Raw genomic sequence first — 13,591 nt, 5'->3', positions numbered from 1 at the left:
CCGGTCCGGCACAATGAGGTCCGAGGTGAAGCGATCATGGACGGCCTGTTACTGACCGCGTTGCTCCCACTGGTGGCCTTCGTGCTGCTCACGGGTGGCAACGCGTTCTTCGTGGCCGCGGAGTTCGGCCTGGTCACCGTCGACCGGGCGGAGATCGACGCCCGGTGGGCGGCCGGCGACAAGCGGGCCGGCACGGTCCGCACCGCGATGCACAATCTCTCGTTCCAGCTCTCCGGGGCGCAGCTCGGCATCACGCTGACCGCGCTGCTCACCGGATACCTGGCCGAGCCGGCTCTCTCCGAGCTGTTCAACCCGTTGGTGGAGCCGCTGGCCGGCTCGTCCACCGAGACCGTCACGCACGTGCTGGCCCTGGTGGTCGCGACCCTGCTCTCGATGCTCTTCGGCGAACTCGTGCCGAAGAACGCGGCACTGGCCCGCCCGATGCGGATCGCACTGCTCACGGCCGGCCCGCTGCGCGGCTTCTCCATCATGTTCAAGTGGCTGATCGCCGCGCTGAACGGCACCGCCAACTGGCTGGTCCGCCGACTGGGCATCGAGCCGCAGGAGGAGCTGGCCAGCGCCCGCTCGCCGGAGGAGCTGGGCCTGCTGGCCGCGATCAGCGCCCGGGCCGGCGCGCTGCCCAACGAGACGGCCACGCTGCTGCGCCGCACCATCCGGTTCGGCGAGAAACGGGCGGCCAAGGCGATGACACCCCGCGTCGACGTGGTCGGCCTGAAGATCACGGCGAGTGTCGCCGACCTGATCGCGGTGGCCCAGGAGACCGGGCACACCCGCTTCCCGGTGTACGAGAACACCCTCGACGCGGTCACCGGCGTGGTCGGGGTGAACGAGGCCCTCGGCGTCCCGCCCGAGCGCCGCGCCACGACCCGGGTCTCCACCCTGGCCAAGGAGCCGGTGTACGTGCCGGAGAGCCTCAGCCTGGACAAGGTGCTGGCCGCCCTGCGCGCCGCCGACGCCGACCTGGCGATCGTGGTCGACGAGTACGGCGGCACCGACGGCGTGGTCACCGTCGAGGATCTGATCGAGGAGCTGGTCGGTGAGATCGCCGACGAGTACGACACCGACGTCGCGGAGACCGGCAGCCAGGAGCTGACCGCACCGGGCGGCGAGAAGACGTTCCTGGTCGACGGCCTGCTGCGCGAGGACGAGACGCTGGAGCAGACCGGTTTCCAGTTGCCGGAGGGGCCGTACGAGACGCTCGCCGGTTTCCTGCTCGCCCGGCTGGGCCACATTCCGGTGGTCGGCGAGTCACTCGAGGAAGACGGCTGGGAGTTCACCGTGATGGAGGTCGACCGGCACCGCGTCGAGCAGGTGCGCGTGGTCGCGCCGCTGGAGCCGTCCGATGACTGAGCTGTTGTTCGTCGCGGTCCTGCTGATCGGGAACGGTCTGTTCGTCGGTGGTGAGTTCGCCCTGATCGCGTCCCGGCGTACCGCGCTGGAACCGTTGGCGGAGACCTCGCAGGCGGCCCGCTGGGCGCTCTCGGCGATGAGCCAGATCCCGTTGATGATCGCCGGTGCGCAGCTGGGCATCACGATCTGCACGCTGGTGCTCGGCGCGCTCGCCGAGCCGACCGTCGCGCATCTGTTGGAGGGCCCGATCACGGCCACCGGCCTGCCGGAGAACGCGGTGCACCCGGTCGCGTTCGTGGTGGCGCTGATGATCGTGACGTTCCTGCACACGGTGATCGGCGAGATGGTCCCGAAGAACATCACGCTGGCCGGCCCGGAGCGTTCCGCGCTCATCCTCGGACCGTTCATGCTGGGCTTCTGCATCGCCACGAAGCCGCTGCTCAACGCGATGCGCTGGGCGTCGCGGCTGATCCTGAAGCTGTGGCGGATCGAGACCACCGACGCGGTCAAGACCGTCTTCACCGCCGAGGAGCTGGCCGGCATGGTCACCCAGGCGCGCAGCGAGGGCCTGCTCGGATCCGAGCAGTACGCCCGGATCCACGCCGCGCTCGGCCTCAACAGCCGGACCGCGGACGACGCGCTGCTGCCCTGGTCGCGGGTCACGACGGTGGCGGCGGACGTGTCGCCGGCGACGTTGGAGGCGGTGGCCACCCGCAGTGGCCGTTCGCGGTTCCCGGTGGTGCAACGCGACACCCGCCGGGTGCTGGGCTTCGTGCACGTCAAGGACGTCCTGGGGTACGCGTCCACGCAGCGGCGACTGCCGATTCCGGCGGAGGTGATCCGTCCGCTGGCCGTGGTGCCGCCGGAGCGCAGCCTGGCGGACCTGTTGCTCACCATGCGACGGGATCGGCTGCACATCGTTCTGGTCAGTGACGGCCGGCGGCCGCTCGGAGTGATCACTTTGGACGACGTGTTGCACGCGGTGGTCGGCGAACCGGCGGCATCCGGTCAGCTGGTGGCGCGCGGGCGCTGACCTCGGTGTGTCCGGTCGGAGTCCCCGATACGGGGGAATACTCCATTTGGGCATACTCGCGACAATGCGGACAATAGCCGCATGCTTTCCTCTCGGCGGCGCGTCCTGCCGATCGGCGCCCTGTCAGCCGTCCTCGCCCTCGGCGGCGTCCTGCTCCTGTTCCTCCAGCACCTGCCCGCCGCCGCCCGCCCCCGGACGCCGGCGGCCGCGGTCAGCGTCCCCCCGGCCGTACTGCCGATGCCGGGCCTGCTCGCCAACGTCAGCGCCATCTCCGGACCGGCCCGCTCCGGCCAGATCCGGACCGCCGCCGCGCCGCTGACCGTCCGCTACGACTTCAACGGCGGCATCGCCAAGCCGATCGCCGACCACACCGGTGGGCACGAGTTGCGGCCCCTCGGGCAGAACGGGGGAGCGCTTCGGCTCGTACCCCAGGGGGCCGGTCTCGCCGTCGCCTACCCGGACCGCTGCACCCTGCTGGAGGACCACGCCTGCCCGCGCGCGATCCTCGAAGGACTGCGCGACGACGACCTGAACCCGGGCCGGCGGCCCCTGCGATACGGCGCGGCGGTACGGATGACACACGCCGACCTCGCCGACGGCGCCAACGTGGTGCAGAAGGGCTACTCGGTCGGCGGCGTCAGCCAGTTCAAACTGCAGGTCGACCATCAACTCGGTCACCCGAGCTGTGTGATCGCCGGGACGCAGGCCCGGATCTACCGCGCCGAACCGCACATCGACGTCGCCGACGGCCTCTGGCACCGGCTGGAGTGCCGTCGCGCGCCCGGCCGACTGGTGATGATGGTGGACGGGCTGGCGCGTGCCGGGGTGCCGATCCCGCCGCTGCTGACGATCGCCAACGCGGAGCCGATCCGGGTCGGCGGCAAGGGCCCGAACCGGGGGAACGACCAGTTCGCCGGCGAGATCGACGACGTCTTCGTCAGCATCGGCTGAGTTCCCTCGCGGCCGGGTCCCACTCACGCAGGTCGCCTGGCGGCCTGAGCGTTTCGGACGCGTAGCGGCCGGCGAAGACCGGCAGGCCCTCGGCGGGAGCGACGGTCAGCACCACCCACTCGGATGCGACATCGGTTTTGATCTGATTTTTAATGAGCCGTCCGGGTGAACCGAAATGCCCGAGTCGCGAAGTAGCTTTCCGTGGATGAAGATCCAGGTCACTACGGTTCCGGATGCTCGGCTGGTGGCTACCGCCACGCGGCGCGTGATGCGTCGACCGGTTCTGATCGCTCGCGTGACGGGGTGGGCGCTGCTGCTGCTCACGGTGTCACTGCTGGTGGTCACCGGGGAACTCGAACCGATGCCGCTCGCCGGCGGGGCGCTGCTCGCCCTGGCGCTGCCGGTCTTCCTGCACACCAGCACGGCACGGCAGGCCGCCCGGTCCGGGCGGCTCACCACCTACGAGATCAGCGAGCAGGGGCTGGCCAGTTCCAGCGCGGAGAGTCGGCACGCGTACACGTGGAAGGCTTTCCGCTCTGTCGAGCGGCTCTCCGGGCAGCTGCTGTTCGGCATGGGCGGCGCCCGGTTCGTGCCGGTGCCGACCGGCGGCCTCAGTGCCGCCCAGATCGACCAGGTGCTGGCGGCGGCCTCCGCGGGCGGCCTGCGGGTCGGTTAGTGGCCACCGGCCGGGAGCCCGCCGGTTAGTAGCCGCCGGTCAGGAGCCCGTCGGCCAGGTGCGGAAGTTCAGCGCCGAACGGCTCGCCGTCGGGCCGCGCTGACCCTGGTAGCGGGAGCCGTAGACGGCCGAACCGTACGGGTGCTCGGCCGGGCTGGACAGCCGGAAGATGCACAGCTGACCGATCTTCATGCCCGGCCAGAGCTTGATCGGCAGATTCGCCACGTTGGAGAGCTCGAGCGTCACGTGACCGGAGAAGCCCGGGTCGATGAAGCCGGCAGTGGAGTGCGTCAGCAGCCCCAGGCGGCCGAGGCTGCTCTTGCCCTCGAGCCTCGCCGCGAGCTGCTGTCCGAGACTGATCACCTCTAAGGTGGACGCCAGCACGAACTCGCCGGGGTGCAGCACGAACGGCTCGCCGTCGGCCACCTCCACCTGCGCGGTCAGGTCGTCCTGCTGCTCCGCCGGGTCGATGTGGGTGTACAGGTGGTTGTTGAACACCCGGAAGAACCGGTCGAGCCGCACGTCGATGCTGGACGGCTGGATGAGCGCCGGTTCGAACGGCTCCAGCGAGAGATCACCGTTCTTGATCTCGGAGATCAGGTCACGGTCGGAGAGCAGCATCGCAACACCATACCGACCTGGTTGTATCGGCATGTCCGGTGGATGTCTCGAACAAATGTTCGATAGAATGCCGACATGGCTTCCTGGTCCGATTTCGCCACCGCCGAGCCCCTTCTTGCCGCCGGCGTCCGTGCGCTCCTGCAGCAGTATGGGCCCGGCATGGGCTACCTGGCGACCATCCGCCCCGACGGCGGGCCCCGCGTGCACCCCGTCTCGCCGGTCTTCACCGACGACGGCCTCCACTGCTTCCTCGTCGACTCCCCCAAACGCCGCGACCTCGAACGCGACGGTCGCTACGCCCTGCACTCCTACCCACCGGAGGACAGCGACGACGAGGCCGTCCTCACCGGCCACGCCCGTCCCGTCACCGACCCCGAGATCGTCGCCCGCCTCTCCGCGGCCCTGCACGCCTCCGGCGACGTCGACTGGCGCCTCTTCGAGCTGACTGTCGACACCGCGATGCTGCGCTACCACGGTCCGGCCGGCGCCCTTCCGCTGGCGGTCCCACCCCATCGCACCACTTACGCCCAGACGTGGCACGCGCCCCGGCGGTTACAGCCGGCCCTCGCGATCGCCGGCTGACGTCTGTCGGCTGACAACTGGAGGGCGGTCCCGCCACAGAGCCGGATAATCAGGTACAGTGGGGCCGCTTGCGGGTGTAGTTCAATGGCAGAACATCAGCTTCCCAAGCTGACAGCGCGGGTTCGATTCCCGTCACCCGCTCCAAGTCGGAAGGCCTGTGTCCACGGATTGCGTGGACCGGGCCTTCTCGCATTTCTGCCGGGGGCCGAGCCCCGGACCCTCACGGTGCGAGTGGTTTCAGCTTGGTGGGCACTCCCGGGAATCCGGTGACGGCTGCGGGCCGCCTGGATCGCCCATACCGCGTATCGGCTGGTGGCGTCCCATGATGACGGATGCCGACTTGTCGACTGCCCCGATCTTGTTGCGCCCGGACTGCGGCGTCGCGGTGGGTAGGACGCCTGGCGCGCTGAAATGCCAGTGGCGGCTGTCGCCATGGCGCTACCGAACGATGTATACGCTGCTGTAGACGACTGTGTCATCTCCTGGATACGCTGTGACTATGGGCAGCGTGATGATCCGGGTGGACGAGTCCACCCGTGACGAGCTGACTCGCATCGCCAGCGAGGATCTTGGTGGTGCGTCGGCGGATGAAACGATCCGCCGGTTGTTGGCCGAGCACTGGCAGATGAAGGCCATCGCGGCCGTGGACACGTATCGGGCAACCGATCCTGAGGGCTGGGCAGAGTACGTAGCCGAGGCTGACAGGGAGGACCGGGCTTCCGCACCGTCGGCCGACATGTGGGACGAGGCTGCGTGACGGCCGTCCAGCCGTGGCAGGTCTGGTGGGCCGACCTCGACCCGACCGAGGGCCGCGAGCAGGCAGGCCGTCGTCCGGTGCTCGTGGTCTCCAGCGTCTTCCACCTGCGGTTGACCGGGGAGGCTCTGGTCACCGTGCTCCCAGTGACTACGCGCGAGCGCTCCGGCTGGCTGCATCGCGTCCCGGTGCGCCCCGCCAGCCGTCCGGTGGGGTTCGTCATCACGGAGCAGGTCCGGACGGTCGCCCGGTCGCGGCTGCAGGGGCAGCGGCCGGCATGGGTGCTCGCCGACGACGAGATTTCAGCGGTGAAGACCGTGCTACGGCAGATGATCGATGTGTAGGCGGTCCGCGACGTCATCGAACCCCGAGTCGCCTCTCCGAATCACGACGGTTCACTGAGGGAGAGGGCCCTCGGTGGGAGCAGCGGTCGGCACCACCCGCCGAGATGCGACAGGCACTTGATCGGATTTGATCTGCGCCGCGGCGATGTGGGCCGGATCGAGCTTTACGATGACCGTGTGTATCTGATGATTTCGAAGTATTTGAAGCCGATCGCCGAAGTCGACGCGGCCCGTGAGGATCACCTCACGTTCCTGGCCGAGATCGAGGCGAAGGGGCTGGCGGTGACCGCCGGCCGCCAGGACCCGCCGGTGGGTGGCATCGTGGTGCTGGACGTGGACAGCGCGGACGAGGCGCACCAGGTGATGGCCGGTGACCCCTACGTCGCGCGGGGCCTCGCCGCCTACACCGCCACCGGCTGGGTGCCGACCCGTGGCCTGCTGGCCGGTTACGAGCGGGTTCGCCGGACCGTCTGACGCCCGCTGTCACGGGTCCAGGTCGGCGCCCGTCAGCAGGCTCTTGATGCACAGTTCCGCGGAGACCTCCGGCGGGCACTCGTCGACGATCACCGACGTACCCAGGTACCGGTCGCCGAGGAGGGTGCGCAGGCCGCGGGCCTGTGCGCCGGTCGCGGCCCAGTCGTCGACGACCAGGACCCGGTCGGCGTGACCGATCAGGCGGCTGCGTACGCCCAGCCGCTGCACGTCCCCACGATGGTCGGTGGGCACGTCCGCCCAGATCATCGGTTCGGCGATGGGGCGCCGCGCCCCGGCCCGGTACGCCTCGACGAATCCCACCCCGAGTTCCCGGGCGACCAGCGGCCCCAGCATGAACCCGGTGACCTCGGGGGACACGACCACGGTCGGCTGCTGTGAGCGGAACGGTTCGGCCAGTGCCGCGCCGACGCCCGCGAGGATGCCGGGTTCGCGCCACCAGCCCGAGCGGTCGCTGACCAGATAGTCGCTGCCGACGTCGGTCCAGCGGAACTCGGCACGTAGAAGATCACGGAGATCGTTCGTCACGGGGACATCCTGTCACCGGCGCGCTGCCCTTCTTGGACCGATGGAATGACAGGGGACCTACGGGTGGACAGAACCGACTCAGCCTAGGGGTCAAGTTGATGCCCGACGTAACGCCGATCGGGCATGCTGTTCGGCAGAGCCATGCCTACTTTCACGCCGGGTCGTCGCCCGCTGAGCCCTGGGAACCGCGCCGGACTCGGCGCGGCTCTCGTGCTGCTCGCCGTCGTGTCCGCCGTGGAGTCGTCCGACGGGGCTGCGGTCCACTACGTGGGGTTGCTGGCGGCGGTGCCGTTCGTGGCCGCGGTGTTCGCGTCGTGGCAGCTCGTGGTCGCGGTGGGGGTGGCGTCGACTCTGGTCGGGGCGGCGTTCGTGGGCGCGTCCGGCAGTCACGGTCTGGCCGGCCTGGTCAATCTTCTGGGCATCATGGTGACCACCGGTGTGGCGGCGGCCGGCGCGATGATCCGGCAGCGGCAGGCGGACCGGATCGCCGAGTTGCTGCAGTTGGCGGCGGTGGCCCAGCAGGCGGTGCTGCGCCCGATCGGCCCGCAGGTGGGTGCCTTGGCGGTGGCCGGGCGGTACATCTCGGCGACCGCGGCCGCGGACATCGGCGGTGACCTCTACGAGGCGCTGAACACGCCGTACGGGGTTCGCATCATCATCGGTGACGTGCGGGGCAAGGGCCTGGACGCGGTCCGGCTGGCGAGCATCGTTCTGGGGTCGTACCGGCATGTGGCGTACGAGCGGGCCGACCTGAAATCGATAGTGGCCGACCTGGACCGGGCGGTGGCCCGCAGTGTCGGCGACGAGGATTTCGTGACCGCGGCCCTGGTCGAGGAGCGCGGCGGCACGCTGACCATCGTCAACTGTGGACATCCGGCGCCGTTGCTGCTGCGCCGGGGTCAGGTGATTCCGTTGGAGCCGCCGGCGCCGGCTCCGCCGCTCGGGTTCATGCCCGAGGTGAAGGCACGGGTCGAGCGTCTGGAGCCGGGTGACCGGCTGCTTCTGTTCACCGACGGTCTCGGTGAGGCCCGTCGGGAGGGCGAGTTCTTCCCGACCGCCGACCGGGCGTGGCGTCTGCTGGGCCACGGCACGGTCGGCGACGGTCTGGCGTCGTTGGAGACGGCGTTGACCGATTGGGTCTTCGGCCGTCTCGAGGACGACATCGCCCTGGTGCTGCTGGAGTACGCCGGACCGGACGGCGGCGCTGCCGTCGCGGTCCCGAGCTGGGAGGTCGGCGCCGCCGGTAGTTAGGCGGCGTTCTCCTCCGGTTCGGCTTGCGGCGGCGTGCGTGGCGCCGGCGCCGGGGCGTTGTTCTCGGGCTGCCGGTGCCGGCCGACGTAATTACGTGGCTGGTTGGCCGAGCGCGGCTCCGGGATCAGGCTTTTGATGGTGGCGAACATGGCGGCCCCCTTTAAGGCTCGATGCTTGCCGCGGCGAGATGTTCTTCGCCGTCTATCCGGTGAAACGAGCATGTTCGAACTGCGATACGCGGTCCGAGTGTCGAAGTCGGCAAATGGCCGAACGGCTGTCCCGTCGCCCACCCGATCGGAGTCCTTCGGCACACGAAGCGACGGAGAACGGCCGTAGTGCTGCCCGGCTTGTCGCTGGCTACCGATGAGTAATACAGTGGTAGTTACTGACCGGTAACTCGCGTCCGGAGAGCGGGGCCAGCACCATGACGCATTACAAGAGCAACCTCCGCGACATCCTCTTCAACCTGTTCGAGGTGTTCGGGGCGGACAAGGCGTTCGGGCAGGCCCCGTTCGACGAGATCGATGCGGAGACGGCGCGCGACGTGCTCGCCGAGGTGAACCGGCTGGCCCGCGAGGATCTCGCCGCCAGCTACACCGACAGCGACCGCAACCCGCCCGTCTTCGACGCCGCCACGCACACCGCGCCGCTGCCGGAGTCGTTCAAGAAGTCGTATGAGACCTTCATGGCCTCCGAGTTCTGGCGGCTCGACCTGCCGTCCGCCCTGGGTGGCACGTTCGCCCCGCGGACGCTCTACTGGGCCATCGCCGAGCAGATCCTCGGCGCCAACGCCCCGATCTGGATGTATTCGTCCGGTCCCTCGTTCGCCCACGTGGTGTGGACCGAGGGCACCGACGAGCAGAAGGAGTGGGCGAAGCTCTTCGTCGACAAGCAGTGGGGCTCCACCATGGTGCTCACCGAGCCGGACGCCGGTTCGGACGTCGGCGCCGGCCGGGCCCGCGCGATCCCGCAGCCGGACGGCTCGTGGCACATCGAGGGCGTGAAGCGCTTCATCACCTCGGGCGAGCACGACCTGACCGACAACATCATGCACTACGTCCTGGCCCGTCCGGTGGGCGTCGACGGCGTGGGCGGCCCGGGCACCAAGGGCCTGTCGCTGTTCATCGTGCCGAAGTACCACTTCGACCCGGCGACCGGCGAACTCGGCGAGCGCAACGGCGTCTATGCGACGAACGTCGAGCACAAGATGGGCCTCAAGGTCTCCAACACCTGCGAGATGACCTTCGGCGAGCACGGCGTACCGGCGAAGGGCTGGCTCCTCGGGGAACGTCACGAGGGCATCCGGCAGATGTTCATGATCATTGAGTACGCGCGGATGATGGTCGGCACCAAGGCGATCGCCACCCTCTCCACCGGTTACCTGAACGCGCTGGAGTACGCGAAGAACCGCGTCCAGGGCGCCGACCTGGCGCAGAACACCGACAAGGCCGCCCCGCGGGTGACGATCACGCACCACCCGGACGTCCGCCGGTCGCTGATGTTGCAGAAGTCGTACGCGGAGGCCCTGCGCGCCCTGGTCGTCTACACCGCGGGCTGGCAGGACAAGGTGGCCATCGCGACCGCGGCCGGCGACGAGAAGGCCGCGAAGGTCGCGAGCCGGGTCAACGACCTGCTGCTCCCGCTGGTCAAGGGCGTCGGCTCGGAGCGGGCCTACGAACTGCTCGGCCACGAGTCGCTGCAGACCTTCGGCGGTTCCGGCTTCCTGCAGGACTACCCGCTGGAGCAGTACGTCCGGGACGCGAAGATCGACACCCTGTACGAGGGCACGACCGCGATCCAGAGTCTCGACCTGATCTTCCGCAAGATCGTGAAGGACAACGGGCGTGCGCTCGCCACCGTCGCCACCGAGATCCAGGGCTTCGTGGAGAGCGAGGCCGGCAACGGTCAGCTCAAGAGCGAGCGGCTGGCCCTCGGTAAGGCGCTCGGCGAGATGCAGCAGATCCTCGGCACCACGATGGGCTGGCTGCAGGCCGTGCAGGGTGGCGACAGCCGGGAGCTCTACAAGATCGGCCTCAGCTCGCGGCGGATCCTGCTCGCCCTCGGCGACGTGGTGCTCGGCTGGCTGCTGCTGCGCCAGGCCGAGGTGGCGTTGACCGCGCTGGGCGGCGAGGTGTCCGAGGCGGACCGGAAGTTCTACGCCGGCAAGGTGGCGGCGGCCCGTTTCTTCGTCGGCGAGGTGCTGCCGCGCATCGGCTCGGACCGCCGGATCATCGAGAACACCACCCTCGACCTGATGGACCTGGACGAGGACGCGTTCTGATCAGACTTTTCCCACTCTCCTGAAAAAAGTGGAAGCCGGCGGACAAAGGAGTCCGCCGGCTTTCGCCTTCCGTGACGACGCTACGGTGCCGTAGCATCCTCGGTCGTGCGCCACATACCCTCCTCCCTGTCCACTGTGCTGCTGGCGGTCGGCCTGGGAGCCCTGGCCCCGTCCGCCGCACAGGCCGCGGACACCGCCACGACCCGCCTCGACGTCGGCATCGAGGTCGGTGCCGACCCCGCCGGTGTGGTCGCCGCCCTCGGCGACGGGGTGACCTACCACCGGGTCGACGGCCTGAACGCGATCGCCGTCGACGTCCCGCCCAGCACCCGCGCCGCCGCGCTGAAGACGCTCACCGCCCACCCCGACGTCCGGTACGCCGAGGTGGGCGCCGTCCTCAAGGCCGACGGCGACCCGCTCGACACCACCAACGCGCCCAAGTTCGAGGAGATGACCGTCCCGGAGGCGCGGACCTGGACCACCGGCCGACCGGACGTGCTGGTCGCGGTGCTCGACACCGGCGTCAGCCCGAACCCGGACCTGTCCGCGGACCGGCTCGTGCACCCGCGTGACGTCGTGGACGGCGACGACGACGCCACCGACGACGACAACCACGGCACGATGGTCGCCAACCTGATCGCCGCGGCGGACAACGGCGTCGGCTCCACCGGGGTGTGCAGCTCGTGCGGCATCATGCCGGTCCGGGTGCTGAGCCACCGCGACGGCGCCCCGGCCGAGGGCAGCAGCGCGGACGTCGCGGCCGGCATCGTCTGGGCCGCCGACCACGGCGCGAAGGTCATCAACCTGTCGATGAGCACGCCCACACGCAGCACGCTGCTGGAGGAGGCCGTCGAGTACGCCGACGGCAGGGACGCGCTGATCGTGGCGGCCGCGGGCAACGACCCCGGCTCGCACCGGCGCTACCCGGCGGCGATCGACAGCGTGCCGGTTCTCGGGGTGGGCACCTTCACGATGGGCGCCACCAACGCGCCGGACGACGAGTGGATCACGCTGAAGGCGCACTCCGGGTTCACCGTCCTGGACGCGAGCGGCACCCCGCGACGGCTCGAGGGCACCTCGGGTTCGGCGGCGGTGACCTCGGGGGTGGCCGCACTGGTCCACATCGGCGGACAGGACGGCGTGCCGATGCGGTCGGCCGGCTGGGCGATCGCGGCGTACGCCCAGCAGATCCACGGGTTCCCGGGGCTGCACGCGGCCTGGGCGATGTTCGCCAACGGCGCGCCGAACGGTGAGCAGCCGACGGTCTCGTTCGAGGTCCTTCCGCAGGGGCAGACGGCCCACCGCACGTTGAGCGTGCGCCCGGCCGCCTCGGACGACCACATGGTCACCTACCTGCAGCTGGTGGTCGACGGCAGGGTCGTGCAGGAACGCTACGGCCGGCTGACGAACGAGCCGCTGCGCTGGACCCCGCCCGCCGGATTCTCCGGAACGCTGCCGGTGGAGGTCTGGGCCAACGACTTCGCCGACACCGGCCGGGCGCCCGCCGTCAAGGTCACGTTCGACAACGCCGGACCGGTGGCCACGTCGGTCACGCCGGCGCAGAACACCCGGGTCCGCGGCACCTTCACCAGCGCCTTGTCCGGGGTCACCGACAAGGCCGGCGTGGCGAAGGCCGAACTGACGGCGAACGGCAAGGTCGTCGGCACCGACACCACGGCGCCGTACTCGCTCGCCGTGAAGACCGGAACCACCAGCGGAAACGTCAAGCTGGTCTGGAAGCTGACCGACCGGCTGGGCAACACCCGCAGCTACACCCGGACCGTGATCGCCGACAACACGGCGCCGACCGTGTCGATCACCAAGGCCCCGAAGAACAAGGCCAAGGTCAAAGGCACCGTCAAGGTGTACGCGAAAGCCACCGACGCCAGCGGCATCGCGCGGGTCGAACTGCTCGTCGACGGCAAGGTCGTCGCCACGGACAGGACGACGGCGTACGTCCTGAGCGTCAATGTCGCCAAGCAGAAGAAGACGATGAAGGTGCAGGTCCGGGCGTACGACAAACTCGGCAACGTGAAGTCCACGTCCACCCGGACCTGGTACCGGAAGTAGGCCGGATCAGCCGCGGGCGGTGTGCTGCCGTGTCAGGCGCATCGCCCCCGGCTGGGTGTCCGACCAGGGGTTCTCGCCGGTGTGCACGGCGATGCCGGAGGTCTTCATCTCGGTCACCACGCCGGTGAACTGGTCGTCCGGCATCAGCAGTGCGGACACTTCGGACACGGTCGGGTTGTGGGCGACGACCAGGACCGTGCGTACCTCGTCGGATACCGTGCGCAGCGCGTCGAGGACCTCGGTCCGTCCGCACAGGTAGAGCTCGTCCAGGTAACGGACCTCCGGCGCGACCCCGCCCGGCGCGCCCTGGGACAGGGCGATGGCCGCTGCCTGCCAGGTCTGCCGGGTCCGCCGGGCCGAGGAGCAGAGCACCAGGTCGGGCCGCAGACGTTCGTTCGCCAGCCAGGCGCCGGCCGCGTCCGCATCGGATTCGCCGCGTTCGGTGAGTGAGCGGTCGTAGTCGTCGAGAGTGCCGGGTGTCTCCGCTTTGGCGTGCCGCAGCAGGATGAGCGTCCGCGAGATCATGGACAACAGCTTGCCTGATTGGAACTCGGCCCGTACGGGTATCGCTCGTTCGACGCATTCACCGCGATGAAGACGTATTCACCGCGATGAGACCGAAGAGCGGGCACCCACC

15 protein-coding genes and 1 tRNA gene are annotated in these 13,591 nt (G+C 69.6%); 12 read left to right on the top strand and 4 right to left on the bottom strand.

Going from position 1 to position 13,591, the window contains the following annotated elements; genetic code table 11:
* The first annotated feature begins 36 nt into the window (after positions 1 to 36).
* The 4 genes from QSK32_RS37790 to QSK32_RS37775 all read left to right on the top strand — a co-directional run bounded on the left by QSK32_RS37790 (position 37) and on the right by QSK32_RS37775 (position 4,031).
* Complete coding sequence (locus QSK32_RS37790) at positions 37 to 1,371, top strand: hemolysin family protein (protein WP_045742550.1); 1,335 nt, start codon at positions 37 to 39, stop codon at positions 1,369 to 1,371.
* Positions 1,364 to 2,404, top strand: coding sequence for a hemolysin family protein (locus tag QSK32_RS37785; protein WP_045742551.1), 1,041 nt, complete (start codon positions 1,364 to 1,366; stop codon positions 2,402 to 2,404). Before QSK32_RS37790 ends, QSK32_RS37785 begins: the two co-directional genes overlap by 8 nt.
* Positions 2,405 to 2,485: 81 nt before the next feature.
* Positions 2,486 to 3,355, top strand: coding sequence for a LamG-like jellyroll fold domain-containing protein (locus QSK32_RS37780; protein ID WP_285474642.1), 870 nt, complete (start codon positions 2,486 to 2,488; stop codon positions 3,353 to 3,355).
* A gap of 295 nt (positions 3,356 to 3,650) precedes the next feature.
* Positions 3,651 to 4,031, top strand: coding sequence for a YcxB family protein (locus QSK32_RS37775; protein ID WP_285474641.1), 381 nt, complete (start codon positions 3,651 to 3,653; stop codon positions 4,029 to 4,031).
* Between the two features lie 39 nt (positions 4,032 to 4,070).
* Here QSK32_RS37775 and dcd read toward each other — a convergent pair whose 3' ends face one another.
* Positions 4,071 to 4,652, bottom strand: a complete 582-nt coding sequence (gene dcd, locus QSK32_RS37770) for a dCTP deaminase (protein WP_045742554.1) — start codon at positions 4,650 to 4,652, stop codon at positions 4,071 to 4,073.
* 75 nt (positions 4,653 to 4,727) lie between these two features.
* Between dcd and QSK32_RS37765 the strand changes: the two genes are divergently transcribed.
* The 5 genes from QSK32_RS37765 (at position 4,728) to QSK32_RS37745 (ending at position 6,806) form a co-directional block, all read left to right on the top strand.
* On the top strand, positions 4,728 to 5,234 hold the full coding sequence (locus tag QSK32_RS37765) for a pyridoxamine 5'-phosphate oxidase family protein (RefSeq protein WP_045742555.1): 507 nt from the start codon (positions 4,728 to 4,730) through the stop codon (positions 5,232 to 5,234).
* A 70-nt stretch (positions 5,235 to 5,304) separates the two neighbouring features.
* Positions 5,305 to 5,378, top strand: a tRNA-Gly gene (locus tag QSK32_RS37760).
* Positions 5,379 to 5,733: 355 nt separating this feature from the next.
* Positions 5,734 to 5,991, top strand: coding sequence for a hypothetical protein (locus QSK32_RS37755; RefSeq protein ID WP_285474640.1), 258 nt, complete (start codon positions 5,734 to 5,736; stop codon positions 5,989 to 5,991).
* A complete protein-coding gene (locus QSK32_RS37750) occupies positions 5,988 to 6,332 on the top strand; it encodes a type II toxin-antitoxin system PemK/MazF family toxin (RefSeq protein WP_285474639.1) in 345 nt (114 codons plus the stop codon). The genes QSK32_RS37755 and QSK32_RS37750 overlap by 4 nt, the downstream gene beginning before the upstream one ends.
* A 186-nt stretch (positions 6,333 to 6,518) precedes the next feature.
* Positions 6,519 to 6,806 carry a YciI family protein gene (locus QSK32_RS37745; protein WP_045742629.1) on the top strand — a complete coding sequence of 96 codons (288 nt, stop codon included), beginning with the start codon at positions 6,519 to 6,521 and terminating at the stop codon, positions 6,804 to 6,806.
* 9 nt (positions 6,807 to 6,815) lie between these two features.
* Here QSK32_RS37745 and QSK32_RS37740 read toward each other — a convergent pair whose 3' ends face one another.
* Complete coding sequence (locus QSK32_RS37740; protein WP_045742557.1) at positions 6,816 to 7,352, bottom strand: phosphoribosyltransferase; 537 nt, start codon at positions 7,350 to 7,352, stop codon at positions 6,816 to 6,818.
* 123 nt (positions 7,353 to 7,475) lie between these two features.
* On the opposite strand from QSK32_RS37740, the gene QSK32_RS37735 reads away from it, so the two are divergent.
* Complete coding sequence (locus QSK32_RS37735) at positions 7,476 to 8,603, top strand: PP2C family protein-serine/threonine phosphatase (protein ID WP_045742558.1); 1,128 nt, start codon at positions 7,476 to 7,478, stop codon at positions 8,601 to 8,603.
* Here the strand turns inward: QSK32_RS37735 and QSK32_RS37730 are convergent.
* Entirely contained in the window at positions 8,600 to 8,752 is a 153-nt protein-coding gene (locus QSK32_RS37730; protein WP_157411012.1) for a hypothetical protein, read from the bottom strand. The two genes, QSK32_RS37735 and QSK32_RS37730, sit on opposite strands and share 4 nt — an antisense overlap.
* Before the next feature lie 275 nt (positions 8,753 to 9,027).
* Between QSK32_RS37730 and QSK32_RS37725 the strand changes: the two genes are divergently transcribed.
* Together QSK32_RS37725 and QSK32_RS37720 are read left to right on the top strand one after the other, a co-directional pair.
* Complete coding sequence (locus tag QSK32_RS37725; RefSeq protein WP_285474638.1) at positions 9,028 to 10,884, top strand: acyl-CoA dehydrogenase; 1,857 nt, start codon at positions 9,028 to 9,030, stop codon at positions 10,882 to 10,884.
* 105 nt (positions 10,885 to 10,989) lie between these two features.
* Positions 10,990 to 12,954, top strand: a complete 1,965-nt coding sequence (locus tag QSK32_RS37720) for a S8 family serine peptidase (protein WP_285474637.1) — start codon at positions 10,990 to 10,992, stop codon at positions 12,952 to 12,954.
* Positions 12,955 to 12,960: 6 nt separating this feature from the next.
* Here QSK32_RS37720 and QSK32_RS37715 read toward each other — a convergent pair whose 3' ends face one another.
* Positions 12,961 to 13,479 (bottom strand): SixA phosphatase family protein, encoded by a 519-nt coding sequence (locus QSK32_RS37715; RefSeq protein WP_285474636.1) that lies wholly within the window; start codon positions 13,477 to 13,479, stop codon positions 12,961 to 12,963.
* Positions 13,480 to 13,591: the final 112 nt, after the last annotated feature.

Origin of the sequence: Actinoplanes sp. NBRC 101535 (genome assembly GCF_030269225.1) — a bacterium.
GTDB classification, from domain to species: Bacteria; Actinomycetota; Actinomycetes; order Mycobacteriales; family Micromonosporaceae; genus Actinoplanes; species Actinoplanes rectilineatus.
This window is presented reverse-complemented; position numbering and strand designations above follow the sequence as displayed.

What these genes read in the sequence shown, in the direction of transcription:
- QSK32_RS37785 (WP_045742551.1), top strand. Translation starts at nt 1,364, where the DNA reads ATGACTGAGCTGTTGTTCGTCGCGGTCCTGCTGATCGGGAACGGTCTG.
- QSK32_RS37725 (WP_285474638.1), top strand. Translation starts at nt 9,028, where the DNA reads ATGACGCATTACAAGAGCAACCTCCGCGACATCCTCTTCAACCTGTTC.
- QSK32_RS37755 (WP_285474640.1), top strand. Translation starts at nt 5,734, where the DNA reads ATGGGCAGCGTGATGATCCGGGTGGACGAGTCCACCCGTGACGAGCTG.
- QSK32_RS37735 (WP_045742558.1), top strand. Translation starts at nt 7,476, where the DNA reads ATGCTGTTCGGCAGAGCCATGCCTACTTTCACGCCGGGTCGTCGCCCG.
- QSK32_RS37765 (WP_045742555.1), top strand. Translation starts at nt 4,728, where the DNA reads ATGGCTTCCTGGTCCGATTTCGCCACCGCCGAGCCCCTTCTTGCCGCC.
- QSK32_RS37730 (WP_157411012.1), bottom strand. Translation starts at nt 8,752, where the DNA reads ATGTTCGCCACCATCAAAAGCCTGATCCCGGAGCCGCGCTCGGCCAAC.
- QSK32_RS37745 (WP_045742629.1), top strand. Translation starts at nt 6,519, where the DNA reads ATGATTTCGAAGTATTTGAAGCCGATCGCCGAAGTCGACGCGGCCCGT.
- dcd (WP_045742554.1), bottom strand. Translation starts at nt 4,652, where the DNA reads ATGCTGCTCTCCGACCGTGACCTGATCTCCGAGATCAAGAACGGTGAT.
- QSK32_RS37715 (WP_285474636.1), bottom strand. Translation starts at nt 13,479, where the DNA reads ATGATCTCGCGGACGCTCATCCTGCTGCGGCACGCCAAAGCGGAGACA.
- QSK32_RS37790 (WP_045742550.1), top strand. Translation starts at nt 37, where the DNA reads ATGGACGGCCTGTTACTGACCGCGTTGCTCCCACTGGTGGCCTTCGTG.
- QSK32_RS37780 (WP_285474642.1), top strand. Translation starts at nt 2,486, where the DNA reads ATGCTTTCCTCTCGGCGGCGCGTCCTGCCGATCGGCGCCCTGTCAGCC.